15 protein-coding genes are annotated in these 15,668 nt (G+C 44.5%); 8 read left to right on the top strand and 7 right to left on the bottom strand.

Features of this window, described 5'->3' with window-relative positions; all coding sequences use genetic code 11:
- Positions 1-10: 10 nt before the first annotated feature.
- Both MHH93_RS22375 and MHH93_RS22370 read right to left on the bottom strand, forming a co-directional pair.
- The gene (locus tag MHH93_RS22375; protein WP_440392166.1) at positions 11-1,177 is read right to left on the bottom strand and encodes a cobalamin-independent methionine synthase II family protein; all 1,167 of its coding nucleotides are present in this window, start codon (positions 1,175-1,177) and stop codon (positions 11-13) included.
- A gap of 118 nt (positions 1,178-1,295) precedes the next feature.
- A complete protein-coding gene (locus tag MHH93_RS22370) occupies positions 1,296-1,865 on the bottom strand; it encodes an SF0329 family protein (RefSeq protein WP_500055819.1) in 570 nt (189 codons plus the stop codon).
- Positions 1,866-2,163: 298 nt separating this feature from the next.
- On the opposite strand from MHH93_RS22370, the gene MHH93_RS22365 reads away from it, so the two are divergent.
- The gene (locus tag MHH93_RS22365) at positions 2,164-3,219 is read left to right on the top strand and encodes an ankyrin repeat domain-containing protein (protein WP_500055818.1); all 1,056 of its coding nucleotides are present in this window, start codon (positions 2,164-2,166) and stop codon (positions 3,217-3,219) included.
- Positions 3,220-3,392: 173 nt separating this feature from the next.
- On the opposite strand, the gene MHH93_RS22360 is transcribed toward MHH93_RS22365, so the two are convergent.
- Positions 3,393-4,385, bottom strand: a complete 993-nt coding sequence (locus tag MHH93_RS22360; protein ID WP_500055817.1) for a tRNA dihydrouridine synthase — start codon at positions 4,383-4,385, stop codon at positions 3,393-3,395.
- 298 nt (positions 4,386-4,683) lie between these two features.
- Between MHH93_RS22360 and MHH93_RS22355 the strand changes: the two genes are divergently transcribed.
- Both MHH93_RS22355 and MHH93_RS22350 read left to right on the top strand, forming a co-directional pair.
- Positions 4,684-5,160 (top strand): DinB family protein, encoded by a 477-nt coding sequence (locus MHH93_RS22355; protein ID WP_500055816.1) that lies wholly within the window; start codon positions 4,684-4,686, stop codon positions 5,158-5,160.
- A gap of 215 nt (positions 5,161-5,375) precedes the next feature.
- Positions 5,376-6,773 carry an MDR family MFS transporter gene (locus MHH93_RS22350; protein ID WP_500055873.1) on the top strand — a complete coding sequence of 466 codons (1,398 nt, stop codon included), beginning with the start codon at positions 5,376-5,378 and terminating at the stop codon, positions 6,771-6,773.
- 133 nt (positions 6,774-6,906) lie between these two features.
- Here the strand turns inward: MHH93_RS22350 and MHH93_RS22345 are convergent, their stop codons facing one another.
- Positions 6,907-7,083, bottom strand: a complete 177-nt coding sequence (locus MHH93_RS22345; RefSeq protein ID WP_500055815.1) for an S-layer homology domain-containing protein — start codon at positions 7,081-7,083, stop codon at positions 6,907-6,909.
- Positions 7,084-7,318: 235 nt separating this feature from the next.
- Here MHH93_RS22345 and MHH93_RS22340 point away from each other — a divergent pair, with 235 nt between their 5' ends.
- The 3 genes from MHH93_RS22340 (at position 7,319) to MHH93_RS22330 (ending at position 10,529) form a co-directional block, all read left to right on the top strand.
- Complete coding sequence (locus MHH93_RS22340) at positions 7,319-7,525, top strand: DUF2536 family protein (RefSeq protein ID WP_500055814.1); 207 nt, start codon at positions 7,319-7,321, stop codon at positions 7,523-7,525.
- 72 nt (positions 7,526-7,597) lie between these two features.
- Positions 7,598-8,479, top strand: a complete 882-nt coding sequence (locus MHH93_RS22335; protein ID WP_500055813.1) for a GNAT family N-acetyltransferase — start codon at positions 7,598-7,600, stop codon at positions 8,477-8,479.
- A 283-nt stretch (positions 8,480-8,762) separates the two neighbouring features.
- Complete coding sequence (locus MHH93_RS22330) at positions 8,763-10,529, top strand: leucine-rich repeat domain-containing protein (RefSeq protein WP_500055812.1); 1,767 nt, start codon at positions 8,763-8,765, stop codon at positions 10,527-10,529.
- Positions 10,530-10,806: 277 nt separating this feature from the next.
- On the opposite strand, the gene MHH93_RS22325 is transcribed toward MHH93_RS22330, so the two are convergent.
- A complete protein-coding gene (locus tag MHH93_RS22325; RefSeq protein ID WP_500055811.1) occupies positions 10,807-12,480 on the bottom strand; it encodes a GTP-binding protein in 1,674 nt (557 codons plus the stop codon).
- 1 nt (position 12,481) lies between these two features.
- Positions 12,482-13,381: a sulfate adenylyltransferase subunit CysD gene (gene cysD, locus MHH93_RS22320; protein WP_500055810.1), complete on the bottom strand. Its 900-nt coding sequence runs from the start codon at positions 13,379-13,381 to the stop codon at positions 12,482-12,484.
- Between the two features lie 212 nt (positions 13,382-13,593).
- Here cysD and MHH93_RS22315 point away from each other — a divergent pair, with 212 nt between their 5' ends.
- Positions 13,594-13,737 (top strand): leucine-rich repeat domain-containing protein, encoded by a 144-nt coding sequence (locus tag MHH93_RS22315; protein ID WP_500055809.1) that lies wholly within the window; start codon positions 13,594-13,596, stop codon positions 13,735-13,737.
- A gap of 143 nt (positions 13,738-13,880) precedes the next feature.
- On the opposite strand, the gene MHH93_RS22310 is transcribed toward MHH93_RS22315, so the two are convergent.
- Complete coding sequence (locus MHH93_RS22310) at positions 13,881-14,462, bottom strand: TetR/AcrR family transcriptional regulator (protein ID WP_500055808.1); 582 nt, start codon at positions 14,460-14,462, stop codon at positions 13,881-13,883.
- 148 nt (positions 14,463-14,610) lie between these two features.
- Here MHH93_RS22310 and MHH93_RS22305 point away from each other — a divergent pair, with 148 nt between their 5' ends.
- Positions 14,611-15,549, top strand: coding sequence for a ketopantoate reductase family protein (locus MHH93_RS22305; protein WP_500055807.1), 939 nt, complete (start codon positions 14,611-14,613; stop codon positions 15,547-15,549).
- The last annotated feature ends 119 nt before the right edge of the window (positions 15,550-15,668 follow it).

Genomic DNA, 15,668 nt, shown 5'->3' with positions numbered 1-15,668 from the left:
CAGCTTGAACCTAAACGGTGCTGCCCCAATATTGTTTGGCGATCTTCTGCCCCTGATCAATCTTCGCCCATTGCTGAGCTTCGCTTAATTCGTTACCGCCATCGCAGGATGCAAAACCGCATTGATGAGACAGCAGCAGCCGATCCTTATCGATAATTTTGGATGCTTCGTCCAGCAAACGGACAACGCGTGCTTCATCGTCGAGGGTACTTGTTTTGGAGGAAAGCAAACCTAATACCACTTCAGTCTCAGGTCTGTCCTTGAACACTTCCAACGCTTCAAGTGAACCCGCACGATCATCATCCCACTCCAGGAAGAAACGATCATATTTTAATTGCTTCAGGAACAGATTGGCGATTTTCACATATGATCCACCGCCCATGTTGCGGGAATCATAGTTTCCGCGGCAGTTATGTGTCCACATTTTCAAGCCAAGGCTATGACCGAAGTCAATTACGGTATTGTTAATATCAATGAATTCAGTAGCCAGGCCCTGTACTTCATCTTGATTGATATGCTCCCCTGTGAAAGGAGAGTTCGGGTTGTCGTCTGCAAACAGTTCCCACAAGCAATCATCGAATTGCAGAATTTTACCGCCCACTGCAGCGAATTCTTCGACGAATTCCTTATACGCGATCACAAGCCCCTCTTTGAGCTCCTGTTTGTTCTGATAAACGGAATCGGTACCGCCAATGTTATCCGACCAGGAAAGCTCACCGAAGATATGGGATGGCGATGGTACACAAAGTTTCGTTTGTTGCTCGCCAGCCGTGTCTTGCAGTTGTTGGAACAACTGAATAAAATGATGATTCTTTCCGCTCAGTTGGTCCGTGATACGCAGTCCAATATCTTTGCGTGTTTCATATTTTGACGTTCCGTCCACATCTCTGAAAAAATAGCCATGATCCGCGATATAACGTTTCACGCCGCCAAATCCCCATACAAAGTCCAGATGCCACATCGATTTGGAGAATTCGCCATCGGTAACCACGGACAAGTTATGTTCGATTTCCTTGGCGACAACTTGTTTGATAGCCTCTGTCTCGCACTTCTCATATCCTTCGTAATTTTCATAGAACGGATATTGGATATCGTCATTATGTTCAATTTGCGTTTTATATTTCAGCAGCTCATCCGGCCGCAATAAACTTCCTACGATCTGGAACTTGTCAGTCATGTAAATTACCCCCTCGTTGTATACCATGATCATATCACGCCGAGCGCAGTTAGAAGGGATACTTAAAAACCATAACTGGTTATAGTTAAAAGCTATATCAAAAGTTAGTTATTCCATTTCACAACGAACTACGCCGTATTTCATAGAAATACTGAACGGCTGAATGCTTTAATTTGATCTGCTCGGACATGTTCAGAATTCGCTTTTTGCCAACTCGTCTGTCCATTAAAGCCAGAATATTAAACAGGATATCTTTGCTCTCCAGATTATCCTCTATAGAAGTAGATAAATATGTGGTAGCTGCAACTGTAAAATTCGATTTACTGAGTGCGGTCTGTGCCGCCAAAAGCTCTTTGGCATGGACGGATATTTTTCTGCTTCTTGCCATGACTTGTAATCGATCCTCGGGAATATTACCTTTGGACTCTTGCCGGATAGCTTCAATCTCTTCATCGCTTACAGGAATGACGATATTAGGATCGTTCTTGATCTCCTGCTCCGTCTGATACCACCGGACAGGGGTGGTCGTATCAATCATATTCAGTATGTTCTTTTTATCTACGGTAATGTAACAATTTCCTGATTTATCAGGTGAATAGCGATAGCTGGTAGCACGGTACTCCACTCGTCCAACTAACGCAGGACTAAGAAAACTCTCCAATTGTTGCTTCAATTTGCTCCAGGACATAGATCCTCCTATTATCGAAACCAACCGCATGCATTGCGGCGATCATTTTAATTGTTTCAACCAATCTCCAAAATCAACATTCACCTAAAGTATATCACAGCCAAGCGAAGCGAAGTCTCATATCGATTGTGATGCAGGGCCCACTACTTTATGCTTCAAATCAGAAATTTAAGATCCATTTATTGGTTTTAAAACTTCCTATGTGATAAACTTGCAGAAAATTATCTACTTCCTATTAAATCGTTATAGTCTACCATTGGAAAATACGTTGTTATTCACAAAGGAGAGGAAGAGTGTAATGGCTAAGAAGAAAGCAACCTTACCTGCTCATATGGAAAAACTCGTTAAAGATAATGATATTTCTGCTGTAAAAGAAGTTTTCGAGCAATGCGAATGGGATGCCCGTGGGGGCTACAGCAAAGGTACGACTCTCAGCTTTCGTCAAATATCGGATGAAGTGGTCCGCTGGCTAGTAGAGCAAGGGGCAGATATTAATGCACGTGACAAATATCAACGCACGCCTCTACATGCTCATGCCTCACACTGGTCAGGAAATGTAACCCTGTTTCTTGAATTAGGTGCGGATCTGGACGCTGTGGATTACCAAAATGAAACACCGTTACATGCAGCGGTCAATGGGTATAGAACCAAAGTGGTTCAAGAGTTGGTAAACCAAGGTGCTGCTATTAACGTTGAAAATAATAAGGGAAATACACCATTAGCTAAGGGATTAATCAATTGCAGGAATAGTGATATTGTCAATCTGGCGGAGATTGCCGCCATTCTGCTGAATGCTGGTGCATCGGTCACCCCAGATATGAAAGAATCGGTGAAGCGGATTGGTAAGGATTTTGAATTCGTTCGTGAGAAGTTCAATAAAGACAAAATCGATGAAGTTTCAGACGCACTAATCAAACTGTACCGGCTATTTGATGTCGAGCCGGTAGCAAATCGGATCATGCACGATGGGACCACCCCCATTCAGGTAACGGCAACCACCTGGCCCAAGCAACATCAAGAGCTGTGGGAATATCTCATTCCCGCCCAGGGCCATGCTCAAACGGTGCAGGGAGAGGTTATCCGTATCACAGGGCGTGTATCCCATGAAGTATTGGATAATGGCGGAGGAAACTGGGATGCGGAGTATCGCAAGATGCTGGATGCGCTGATTCGTCACCTGGGCATTGGTGCGCCACTCGCCCCGGCACTACTCCAAGAGGCAGCAGACCTGGTCAGCAGGCTTCATGATGGATACGATTTTGATGCGCCTGCCAGATTATCCGAGTTGGCTGTGTTATGGGTATTAGCGAATCCTCAGCCGATCCCCATGGCCCAACCGGAGTATACGCGTTAACGTTCCAAGACGATTAAAGTGTTAAAACACAATTAGAATACAACAACAGCTAAAAAAGAAGCGGAATCGATTCCGCTTCTTTTCTTTTATATCTTTTTAATTATCATCCAATACATCATCGGGATATCATAAAAGCTTTACGCATCGTCCGTTCTTTATCCGAACTCGGAAACTTAAATTCCACGTTCCTCCGCCTCATCTTGAGCCTTATTTCCAAATTCATGGAGCAGTGTGCGAACTTCACTTGTCGACTTGGCGTTCATTAAGCTGTTTCTGAGTTCACTTGCCCCTCGAAATCCGCGGACATAGACTTTAAAGAAACGGGCAAGCGCGCTGAACGAACGTGGCGCCTGTCCTGAATATTGATCATGAAGGTCCAGATGCAGTCTTAGCAGATCAAGCAATTCCTCACTGCTGTGTTCCTTCGGCTGCTTCTCAAAAGCAAACGGATTCTGGAAAATACCGCGTCCAATCATAATGCCGTCCACACCATATTGCTCAGCGAGTCTCAGGCCTGTCTCACGGTCCGGGATATCCCCGTTAATGGTCAACAGTGTATTCGGCGCGATCTCATCACGAAGTTTCTTAATCTCAGGAATCAGTTCCCAGTGAGCGTCTACTTTGCTCATTTCTTCTCTCGTACGCAGGTGAATCGACAGATTCACAATATCTTGCTGCAAAATATGAGTTAACCAGTCGCGCCATTCATCGACCTCCGTAAATCCGAGACGCGTTTTTACACTGACCGGCAGCCCCCCGGCTTTCGCCGCCTGAATAATCTCCGCCGCAAGTACCGGCCGGCAGATCAAGCCACTTCCTTTTCCATTCTCAGCAACATTGGCTACAGGACAGCCCATATTAATATCGATGCCTTTAAAGCCTTCCTTTGCCATACCGATACTCATCTCACGAAAGAATTCCGGTTTATCTCCCCAGATATGAGCCACAATCGGCTGTTCATCCGCTGTAAAAGTCAAACGCCCACGCACACTCTTGTGCCCCTCCGGGTGACAATAACTCTCTGTGTTTGCAAACTCGGTAAAAAACACATCCGGTCTGCCCGCTTCACTTACGACATGCCGAAACACAACATCCGTCACATCTTCCATCGGTGCCAGTATAAAAAATGGTCGTGGCAATTCACGCCAAAAGTTTTCTTGTGTCATCTCCAAAACCTCTCTATGCATACTAGGGAAAATCTTTATCCCGAAAATGTTAAATCATCTGTAACCGATTATATCACACCCCCGAGAGAAGCATACTTCTCCAGCCAGCCTGAATAAACAACGTCAACTCCATAGGAATAACCCATCAAGGAGTAGCCAGATATGTGTTTGACATCATCATATATTGCATATATTATAGACACATGTAATCTCTAATTGCGAAGCCAGACCATTTCAGACCTTGTTCGAGATTGCGGTTTGACATACAACAGACAGTACAGAAAGGAGAACAATACACATGGATGTATTAAAAAGTCAGTACGAAATGATTAAACGAACAAGGGAATCCCTCTTCCAAATGTGTGAAACCATGCCCCCCACAGCGTATACTCAACCGGTAGAAGCCCTAGGTGAGGATTCGATCCGTAACCTGCATGTTCATGTAACAGATTGTTATCGCGTATGGTTATGTATTCGCGGTCTTGGACGATCCATGCCCAAAATAAAGCCAGAATCCATCAGAGATGTTCAGCAGATGCGTGAATTATTTGAAGTGATAGATTCACTCGTTAACAACTTCTTGCAGGATTTCAGAAACAACTGGAACCCCGACATTCAAGCCGGTTGGATGAGTGAAAGTGCCGAATCAACTGAATTATGGCTGTTTACACATTGCACAACCCACGAATTCCATCATCGAGGACAAATCTCGAAAATAGCCAGACTACTTGGATACATCCCGCCCAAAATGAATTTATCCAAAATAAAGGGGTGAGTGATAAACGGTTAATCCTGTCTACATATTTCTAATTGATTCTTATCAAATACAAACTTTTTTTGTTATGCTTTTTTTTGTTGCCACATTAGAGATAATAAATATCTTTAAAGTCTTTCAAAATTTAAAATCAGCGAAGGAGCGTGGAAAGATTGCAAGCAGATGCGACACGAGATCAGAGTACCACCGTTCAGAAGTATAAAATTATTCCCATCATGACTGCCTTACTATTAGCTGGTTTTATTGGTATGTTCAACGAGACGGCTTTAAACATTGCGCTCAGTGATCTCATTCTTCTATTTAATATTAGCGCATCAACAGCCCAGTGGCTGACAACAGGTTACTTATTAACTCTGGGTATCTTAGTGCCTGTGTCCGGTCTGTTCCTCCAGTGGTACACCACGAGACAGTTGTTCACAGCTTCGCTCCTATTATCTATTCTCGGCACAGTGCTAGCGACGCTTGCCCCGGGTTTTGAGTTACTCATGATTGCACGCGTAATTCAAGCTGCTGGCGTAGCCCTTATCCTGCCACTGATGTTTCATACGGTATTGGTTATTATCCCACCCGAGAGACGAGGCGGAGCCTACGGGCTGATTGGACTTGTTCTTGTCGTTGCACCTGCGATTGGGCCTACCCTCTCCGGATTGTTGATTGAACAACTGAGCTATAACTGGATTTTCGGACTGTCTCTTCCTATATTACTGTTCTCTCTGCTATTTGGGTTACGACATATGCAGAATATTACGAATGTGACCAAACCTAAGATTGATATCTTCTCACTGCTCTTGTCGACACTTGGCTTCGGCGGGATCGTATTTGCTATGAGCAGCGCAGGTGAAGGTGAAGGAGGCATTGCATCACCTACCGTTATCATTTCGTTACTCATCGGCGTATTAGCTCTTATCTTATTTTCCATAAGACAATTGCGGATGGAACAACCGATGTTGGACTTGAGAGCTTTCAAACAGCCGATGTTTACGATGGGTACTGTCATGCTGATGCTTGCAGTAATGGTGATGATGGCGTCCATGCTCATGCTACCCATGTATCTGATTAGAGTTCAAGGTCTGAATGCGTTCTCTGCTGGACTTGTGTTGTTACCGGGAGGAATAATCAACGCCATTATGCAACCGATTATGGGAAAAGTGTTTGATAAATATGGCCCAAGATGGGTTGTGCCTGCTGGGTTCATGGTCATCTCCGTTGTACTCTGGCTCCTCTCAGGAATTACAGCAACAGATAGCCTTACTTACATCATACTGCTTCATACCTTCTTGATGATTGGTATTTCCATGGTATGGATGCCTTCTCAAGCGAATGCCCTGAACCAACTGCCTCCTTCTCTCTATCCACACGGTAGTGCCATTATGAATACGGTTCAGCAGATAGCCGGTGCGATTGGTACCGCAGTTGCGGTAAGTATCATGTCTATTGTTGCAAATAAATCGCTGCTGCAATCTGCAGATCCCGTTAACTCGGCTAATGCGGCACTATCTCTGACAGAAGGTATACAACAGGTGTTCCTGGTAGCCATATTTGTATCAGTGCTAGGTTTCCTCCTGTCACTCTTCATGAAACGTGTTCTCCTGCCGGGAATTAAGGATAATTAGGTGTATTTAAGATAAAACTGCACACCCTGAACGAGCAAAAAGCGGAGCGAGTGCTAATGAGCACTCGTTCCGCTTTTCTAATTTCCATGCAGTATAATTTATACTACCGCACCAAAAGATTAACGATCTCTAATCAGATTAAATCTGACTTCTGCAGCAATCTCTGCATGATCGTCGCAATCTCGGCACGTGTGATCTTACCTTTTGGCGCTAAAAAAGACTGGCTGCGACCCTGCACAAGACCGGACTTCACGCTGTCCGCTGCACTACTGTGGGCCCAGGAGGATACAGTAGTCTCATCTTGGAACATCTGGAGCGTAGCATCTAAAGATTCTGTACAAATACGATTTGGCTTTATCAAGATCGTAACCCGGCCACAACGCCTTTATGAAATCCTTCAATAGAAAGAACTGACGGCTCTGAAGGCTTGTTTGGTTTTGATGTTGAGTGCAATTCATCTTGCCGAACTGGAAATGCTCCTCTAAAATGAATCTCGACAGGCATATAACCTGCAGATCGTCATTCGGAGGAGGCATAACTTAAATATGGAAATTTCACTGGATATAATGAAAGATAAAGTCGAATGCTTGCAGGCTTATGACTTTCATGAACTGGCGCGGGCGATTGAAGAACGAATTGAAATCAATAAGGCATTAATGCTACGTGTGAAGCAAGTCCAACATCAAGTAACCTTTGACCCTATTCGTACCAAAATGTTATACAGTGCAATTGTGCATTTTGCCGTAGATTGATGGACCAAAATTTGCAGTTGCTCTCAGTCATATTATGTAGTCACTTTTGAGGATTAAGGGGGGGGGCATACCATGCAGGAATTGCTCTTTACGAAGAACTATAAAAATAATGACACACTTCGAACAAGTTTTTTTAAACTTGCTGCCGATACCTTTGATATTGATTTTGAAAATTGGTACCAACACGGATGCTGGGGCGAAGGATACATCCCTTTCTCATTCGTTGATGGAGATCAGGTTATTGCCAACGCTTCCGTTAACATCCTTGAGCTCATCATTCACGGGGAGCAGAAAAAAGCGATTCAAATCGGCACAGTGATGACACATCCCGACTATCGAGGGAAATGGCTATCCACTCGTTTAATGAACAAAATTTTAGAGGAATACGACAACAAGTACGATCTCATGTACCTTTTTGCCAATGAATCGGTCCTTGATTTTTACCCTAAATTTGGTTTTAAGCCGGTGGAAGAACATCTTTTTTCAATGGATTATACGGCAAAAAAATCACCCAAACCTGCGAACCTTCGGAAACTCGATGTTACTAACGCGGATGATTTACATCTTATTCAACAATTTGCATCCCAAAGACTGCCTGTTTCTCGGCATTTCGCAACCCATCACGCTAAAGGAATTCTCATGTTTTATTGCCTGAATGTCTTTAGTAATGATATTAATTACTTAGAAAATGAAAACGTCATTGTTATTTATCAGAAAGAAGACAATCATATTGAGCTCTTCGACGTTGTTAGCTTAAACGAAATAAATATGAAAGATATCTTGGATAAGATTGCAGATGAGTATACAGAGACGATAACCTTCCATTTCACACCAGATGCAACAGAACATCTCGTTCAAAAAAGTACCACTACTCATGAAGGTTTATTTGTAAGAACCCCTGGTGAGCATCTCTACCCGGTGCAAGTTAAACATCCGATTACTTCAATCGCTTAATAACTTATGTAGTAGTGCCCACCACCAGTCATATTTTCAAAAGATCAAAGAGGAGCAGGATTTCCCTGCTCCTTCGTTATGTGAAACTTCTTTCTCTCATCAAACGTAAATTCACAAGGTATAATGAAAACAGATGCCCGTTCAGCATGATCTTATCACCATCATAATGAAGGAGGGGACATTCGTGGCCTTTATCCCGTTAAACTGTCCCAATTGCAACGGTAGGATTGAGTACAAAGAGGGTCAAATTTTAAAGTGCCCCTATTGTGAAACAGAGCTTTTATTGAAGCAAAATAATGTCTATTACGTGGACCAGACCATCAATCATTACCATGGAACGCCTCCCAAGGCAACGCCGAAGCAGGCTGTCTCCATAAAGCTAATGCTGATACTGATGTTGATCCTAACTGGCACCATCGGTACTTATTTTTATTATAGCAACAGCTCCACCTATTCAAAAACAGAAGTTAGTCTGCCTGTGCGAAAGATGCCCGAAAGCGAGGTTCTGCTCTCATTTTTGCGAGATATCTTCGATAAAGGGTCTGCCTTGCCTACAGAGGAAGAATTGGCTCGTATTCGCTATTTAACCGTAGAGCATTCGGAGAATGATCAGTGGAAGTTTACATACAGCCTCTCCGATCCCTTCAGCGATGAACAGGCCGAGAAAATTACTTATGTTACTCAGGACAAGAAACTGAATAGCCAGGAGATTGATCAGCGAGATTTTGAAGCCTTTACGGGACTGACGGCATTGGACCTGACGAATACCTATGAAATCTCCCAGACGGATCAAACCACTTTGGCCCATATGTCCGGATTAAAAAGTTATGGAGGCGCTTTTAACGAATCTTTTAGCAAGTTTTCGGACTTCTTTGGTGACAAGTCTAACATTACGGAGCTTACAACCCAGCTTCGCAGCAATCAGGAATTGGCCCTGTTGCTGGAATTCCCCAATCTGAACTCTTTATCCATTACCTATGTAGATGAGTCCGTAACGGATTTTGTTCTTTTGAATAAACTGCCAATCAAGTCCCTGTCGCTTACCTTTGTCGATGAACTCGGATGGTTGTCGTCCATGAGCGGGCTAACATCCTTGTCTATTCAGCACAGTGAAACCACAGACCTGCAGCCGTTATACGCCTTGACCCAGCTTCAGGAGCTTCATTTGTCCTTTTTAACGAATGTGAAAACCATCGACTTTGTGCAAAATATGCCTGCTCTACAAACGTTAGATATTGAAAATGTAAACTTCTCCAGCCTGGAGCGCTTGACCGGCAAAAACTCCATTACTACACTGCGCCTGGCTTCTCTAAGTCAGCTTGGTTCGGTAAAGGCCATCAATAGCCTGTCATCTCTGCGGGAATTAACGTTGTCCGGCTACTACGAGAATGCAGAAGCGCTGACATTGCCCAATGTGGAGCATGTGGAAATTCCAAGCTCCTTTCTCACCGGTCTAAAGGCCCCGGCTGCAACCAGTCTGACGCTCCGTGGCGGAAGCGGTGAATTGAACTTGGCTGCGCTGGGGAAATTCCCGAAACTGGAGCAACTCTCCCTCTCGGAGATCGATGAAATTACACGTCTTGGCGCCCTGGACGGCTTGCCCAGCCTAGAGACCCTAAACATTTACGACTCGTCACTATATAAGGAGAGCGATGCTTTATTTCGTTTGAAGCAGGTGAAATCTCTGTTGTGCTCCGAGTGCAGGCTAAATTTCGAGCAAAAATCGGCCACGGAGAACAGTGTGCTTGAACATTTGACCTTAGAGCAGCCATATTTCAGCATAAATAACAACTCTGTCAATGAAGTTGATCAGATGATGCCTTACTTTGCCAACATGTCCGCTCTGCGTTCCTTCACTCTGCAAGACAGCAATTTGGCTTCTCTCGAATTCATGAGCAACTGGCAGGCCATAGAAGAGCTTCATCTCGAGAACAATGCCATTTCCAATATCGAGACTCTAAGCCAGCTGCCTGATCTGCAAAAGGTGTATCTCCCCGGTAATTCCGTACAAAACAAATCCGTGCTTGGTACGGGTGTGCATGTGTATTAATTACCGTTTGGGATGATGGGAGTTTTAGACTACTGTAGTTAGTGGATGGTATCGGAACAAAGACAAAAAGGGGTTCCCCTTATGCAGTTCTTCCTGCATGGGGGAACCCTTTCGGTGCTTTAAATCAAGTCAGAAGCCTTCAATATTCTTTGGACGATTGCTGCAACCTCAGCACGGGTGATGTTGGCATCCAAAGATCAGTCTCCCCATATAAAGGGATCTTGACGAACCAAACAAGCGGCTGCCTGATTGGCAACCGCTTTATCGGACATGCTTATTAAATGTCGTAGTTATTCGAAGGACTGTGATCGATAACGGATTGCACGACTCGTTTAACCACGGATTTCGCGGCATCCTGGATGGACATTCCGCCGATCTCGTCCGCGTTAACTTCGATAAATCCTTTGCCCCCGATGATCTCTCGAGCTGTCTCAAGTTCGCCCGCACTGATAGAATCATGGGATACCAGTGAGATCAGGCCGGCGTCGTTCAACACCTTTGCCATCTCCGCCGTTCCGCGGAGCGTTTCTCCACTGACGCTCTCAAGCAGCATCGTATGGTAACCGGATGACATTAGTCGCTTCTCCACTTCCTTGGTGAGATCTACCGTATCCGAGCCAGCAAACCATACCGTGAGCGGAGATTGTCCTTTCTGCTGGGCGCGAACATCTCTCGTGATCCCCGTATCCAGCGTGGCAAATCGGCTTTCTCCCTTCAGAGCTTGATCAATGACTCCGCAAGCGGACGTCATGTTGGTGACACGATCAATGAGGATAAAACCTCCGATGCTCTTATTGTGTTCAAAGGAATCGAAGACGATCTGATCCGACAGTGTGAATTCACACTTGGCCAATTCGTTCTTAACAATTTGATCGGCCGGAACCGTATGGCCCGTGTTAATGTCAATTTTATGGGTAATCGCCGTTACAGTGCCTGGAAGAGTCTTCGTTCCGACCTTTACCCAATAATGCTTGCCCGGAGTCAGGACGGAATCGTCCATCCACAGGATTGTAGAAGCGAAGCTGTCAGCTTCTTGGACTTGATTGTCCATCGTGAGCACGCAACCCCGCGAGACATCAACTTCACGGTCCAGTTGTATCGTAACTGGTTGGCCAGCATAAGCCGAATCCTGAGCTTGGTCCGTCACCAAAATCCGCTTAACCTTGGCTTTCTCCCGACTTGGCAGAGTCATGAGTTCGTCTCCGACCGAAATCTTTCCAGCCTCGATCTGGCCCTGGAACCCACGAAACGTATGGTCCGGTCTGCTTACACGCTGAACTGGCATCATGAATGGCTTCGTATCATCGGTAGTATGAACATCTATACTTTCCAAATACGGCAATAATGCTAACCCCTCGTACCAGGGTGCATTCGGCGACTGGGTTGTAATGTTGTCCCCTTCCGTAGCGGACACGGGAATGACCTGAATGCTCTTGATTTGGAATTCGGCCGTCGTTTGGATGAACTCTTCCTTGATTGCCTCGAACGTCCTCTGATCGAAGCCGACCAGATCCATCTTGTTCACAGCCAATACGAGATGCTTGATCCCCATCAGGGCGCAGATCCGGGCATGGCGTTTGGTCTGGGTAATGATGCCTTTGGTAGCGTCCACCAGAATGATGGCAAGATCGGCAAAGGAAGCGCCTACAGCCATGTTGCGCGTATACTCTTCGTGTCCCGGTGTGTCCGCCACGATGAAGGAACGATGAGACGTTGTAAAATAACGATATGCCACATCAATGGTAATCCCTTGTTCGCGTTCGGCCAGCAAACCATCCAGGAGCAGCGAGTAGTCGATTTTGCCGCCTCGACTTCCCAATCGACTATCGAGCTCAAGCGCGCGTTCTTGATCGGCAAACAGCAGTTTGGCCTCATAGAGCATATGTCCGATCAGCGTGGACTTGCCATCATCAACACTTCCGCAGGTAATGAATTTAAGTAGACTCTTCATGTTAGAAATAGCCCTCCCGTTTGCGTCGTTCCATGCTTCCCGCCGCTTCTTGATCGATAACCCGACTGGTCCGTTCGGAAGATAACGCACCCAATGTCTCCTCAATGATCTCATCCAGCGTGACGGCATCGGACTCGACTCCGCCCGTGAGCGGGTAACAACCCAACGTGCGGAAGCGAATCTTCTTCATCTCTATCTTCTCGCCAGGCTCAAGCTTTATCCGCTCGTCATCCACCATGATGATATGCCCATCACGATTAACGATCGGTCTTACGTCGGCGGAGTAAAGCGGAACGATATCGATGTTCTCCCGACGAATGTATTGCCAGATATCCTTCTCAGTCCAGTTGGACAGCGGAAAGACTCGAATGCTCTCACCCTTGTTGATTCGCGTGTTGAACAGCTTCCACATCTCCGGACGTTGGTTCTTCGGGTCCCACGAGTGATTCTTGTTCCGGAACGAGAAAATCCGCTCCTTCGCACGCGACTTCTCCTCATCACGTCTTCCGCCACCGAACGCAACCGTGAATCCGTATTTGTCCAATCCCTGCTTCAGGGCTGTGGTTTTCATAATGTCGGTATATGCGGAACCATGGTCGAAGGGGTTAATTCCTTGTTGAATAGCCTCTTCATTTGAGTGCACGATCATCTCGATACCAAATTCCTTCGCCTTTCGGTCGCGGAACTCAATCATTTCCTTGAATTTCCAGGTTGTATCGATATGCATGAATGGGAACGGCGGCTTCTCGGGGTAGAAAGCCTTTAGGGCCAAGTGCAACATGACCGAGCTGTCCTTGCCGACGGAATACAACATGACCGGTTTCTCGCACTCCGCTGCTACTTCTCTGATAATGTATATCGCTTCAGCCTCAAGTTGATCCAGATGTGTTAATTCTTGCATGGCAAGGCGGCCTCCTTTTTAATCCTCACTAAAACCATCGTATTTATAAACTTATCCTATCAGATTCCATCTTTATTGCAAAGTGGAAAAAAGCAAAATTTATGATGTCTATGTGTTGGAACGACAATATTCAGCATTGAGTAGCGGTTCCTCCTATAATAAAATCGCCTGAACGAATGATTTGTACTGAGCTGCAAATGGAATCGGGGGACATGGAACTTGAGCTTCATCTCGAGAACAATGCCATTTCCAATATCGAGACTCTAAGTCAGCTGCCTAATCTGCAAAAGGTGTATCTCTCCGGTAATTCCGTACAAAACAAATCCGTGCTTGGTACGGGTGTGCACGTATATTAATTACCGCCTGGGACGTTAGCGAGTTTTAGACTACCATAGTTAATGGATTGGATGGTATTAAAACAAAGACAAAAAAGGGGCTCGCGAATTTATATATTCTCGAGCCCCCCTTATGTTTATGTTTCGCTTTTCAACTATCATCGCTACACTCCAGAGCGTTGCGGATTGACCGTGCCAAAGATATGATACGGTGTTATCCCCTTTGAAAATAGACTATCGATCAGTTTGATTAATTCCTCCGACGATAGATCTTTGTCTCTGTGTATCCAAAGACGAAACATAGATATTAATGTTGATATGTAAAACTCAATGATGTATGGTGCCAAGACATCATCTGTTGAAAAATCCATAATCAATCGCTCAAAGGGAATTTCTCTTTTCAAGCGTTCCACAAAATGAACAGAACCATAATCGCCCAATACAGCTTTAAGAACTGAAATTTCCTCTGCATTTTCCAAGCATTGAAGTGCATCTTGGATAGTATGTGTAGAAAACTCTCTTCCTGCCATTTCCTCCTTAATGGATTTTAAAATCCTCTCTTCAACGCAGTCCAACAAATCATAGATATCTGTAAAGTATTGATAAAATGTACTCCGATTATATCCTGATTGGTTAGCAATCTCTTGAATGGATATCTTTTCGATTGGTTTTCGGCAATATAAATCACAGAATACATTTATAAATGTCTGCCTTGTTTTTTCCGTAATTTCAGGTTGCTTATTCATGTTTGACCTCCATTTTCTATTGGATTGATTATACGACAGATATTAAAAATCTGATGGTTGATGATCAAATAGTGAATCTATACAATAACATTATACAACACGTTGTTGGATTATCGACAAAGATGAATATGGATTTTAGGAGGCTAAGATGAGGATTTTATTTTTCGGTAGAGGTGTAATATCGACCCAATACGCTTGGGCTTTAGAGAAGGCAGGGCATACCGTTGAGTTTTACGTTAGAAAAGGGAGGAAAGAAACATTTGGAAGTCATATCGCTCTTGAAATGTGGGACGCACGAAGAGGAAAACAGTTCATCCAAGAAAGCTGGAAAATCAAGCTGCATGAGGAGATAAACCCAAATTATGATCTCATTATTGCGAGTGTCAACACGGAACAACTTCCCGAAGCAGCAAGAATACTTTCGACTACTGCTGGTAACACCCCGATCCTAATATTCAATAATATTTGGCAGGATTTAAAATCATCAATCTTGCCCCTGTCTATGAACAATGTTGTCTTTGGGTTCCCAGGAGCAGGAGGCGGCATTGAGGACAATAAGCTTAGGGGCGGCTTTTTAAAGATGATATTTCTGGAAAAACCACGGATAGGCACGGAACAGATCAACAACAAGGTCAAAGAACTATTTGAAAGCGCCAAATTTAAAATCAATTGGATCAAGGGTATGCAAAGCTGGTTATGGAATCACTATGCCATGAATGCGGCGATGGAGACCGAGGTGTTAAAACGAGGAAGTTTCCCAGCACTCTTGAATCATGGTGATTCATTCGCAAATGTCGGTAAGAGTATGCGAGAAATGAAGCCTATTCTTAAAGCAAGAGGCGCAAAGATGGACGCGATTACTCTACTGTTGACTAAGATTCCACCAGTACTTCTCGGAACGCTGTTTAACAAGGTTATTTTTGCAAAAGGCAGCTTACCACGACTTTTCATTGAATACAATAATAGTACGTCCAGTTTTGCAGTACTTGAAGTTGTGAAAGAAGCCCAAAAGTTAGGTATACCTTTGCCACGTCTTACCTCGGCATTAGAAAACACTGAACAAAACACAGGTATCGAAAACGGATAAACTGGAAATTGGATATTGTTCAGACCACCATCAACTCTACTAATGATTATATAAACCATCATCCGACGAACGGAAGTCTCATCCACTGTGTTGCGTTGAATTAATTACTGTGGCAATAT

The sequence above is a fragment of the Priestia sp. FSL H7-0729 genome (genome assembly GCF_038005685.1).
Classification (GTDB): Bacteria; Bacillota; Bacilli; order Paenibacillales; family Paenibacillaceae; genus Paenibacillus.
Note: the sequence above shows the minus strand (reverse complement) of the source record. Positions and strands in the feature narration are given on the sequence as shown.

What these genes read in the sequence shown, in the direction of transcription:
- MHH93_RS22315 (WP_500055809.1), top strand. Translation starts at nt 13,594, where the DNA reads ATGGAACTTGAGCTTCATCTCGAGAACAATGCCATTTCCAATATCGAG.
- MHH93_RS22360 (WP_500055817.1), bottom strand. Translation starts at nt 4,385, where the DNA reads ATGACACAAGAAAACTTTTGGCGTGAATTGCCACGACCATTTTTTATA.
- MHH93_RS22345 (WP_500055815.1), bottom strand. Translation starts at nt 7,083, where the DNA reads ATGTTCCAAGATGAGACTACTGTATCCTCCTGGGCCCACAGTAGTGCA.
- cysD (WP_500055810.1), bottom strand. Translation starts at nt 13,381, where the DNA reads ATGCAAGAATTAACACATCTGGATCAACTTGAGGCTGAAGCGATATAC.
- MHH93_RS22325 (WP_500055811.1), bottom strand. Translation starts at nt 12,480, where the DNA reads ATGAAGAGTCTACTTAAATTCATTACCTGCGGAAGTGTTGATGATGGC.
- MHH93_RS22370 (WP_500055819.1), bottom strand. Translation starts at nt 1,865, where the DNA reads ATGTCCTGGAGCAAATTGAAGCAACAATTGGAGAGTTTTCTTAGTCCT.
- MHH93_RS22350 (WP_500055873.1), top strand. Translation starts at nt 5,376, where the DNA reads ATGACTGCCTTACTATTAGCTGGTTTTATTGGTATGTTCAACGAGACG.
- MHH93_RS22305 (WP_500055807.1), top strand. Translation starts at nt 14,611, where the DNA reads ATGAGGATTTTATTTTTCGGTAGAGGTGTAATATCGACCCAATACGCT.
- MHH93_RS22310 (WP_500055808.1), bottom strand. Translation starts at nt 14,462, where the DNA reads ATGAATAAGCAACCTGAAATTACGGAAAAAACAAGGCAGACATTTATA.
- MHH93_RS22375 (WP_440392166.1), bottom strand. Translation starts at nt 1,177, where the DNA reads ATGACTGACAAGTTCCAGATCGTAGGAAGTTTATTGCGGCCGGATGAG.
- MHH93_RS22340 (WP_500055814.1), top strand. Translation starts at nt 7,319, where the DNA reads ATGGAAATTTCACTGGATATAATGAAAGATAAAGTCGAATGCTTGCAG.
- MHH93_RS22355 (WP_500055816.1), top strand. Translation starts at nt 4,684, where the DNA reads ATGGATGTATTAAAAAGTCAGTACGAAATGATTAAACGAACAAGGGAA.
- MHH93_RS22365 (WP_500055818.1), top strand. Translation starts at nt 2,164, where the DNA reads ATGGCTAAGAAGAAAGCAACCTTACCTGCTCATATGGAAAAACTCGTT.
- MHH93_RS22335 (WP_500055813.1), top strand. Translation starts at nt 7,598, where the DNA reads ATGCAGGAATTGCTCTTTACGAAGAACTATAAAAATAATGACACACTT.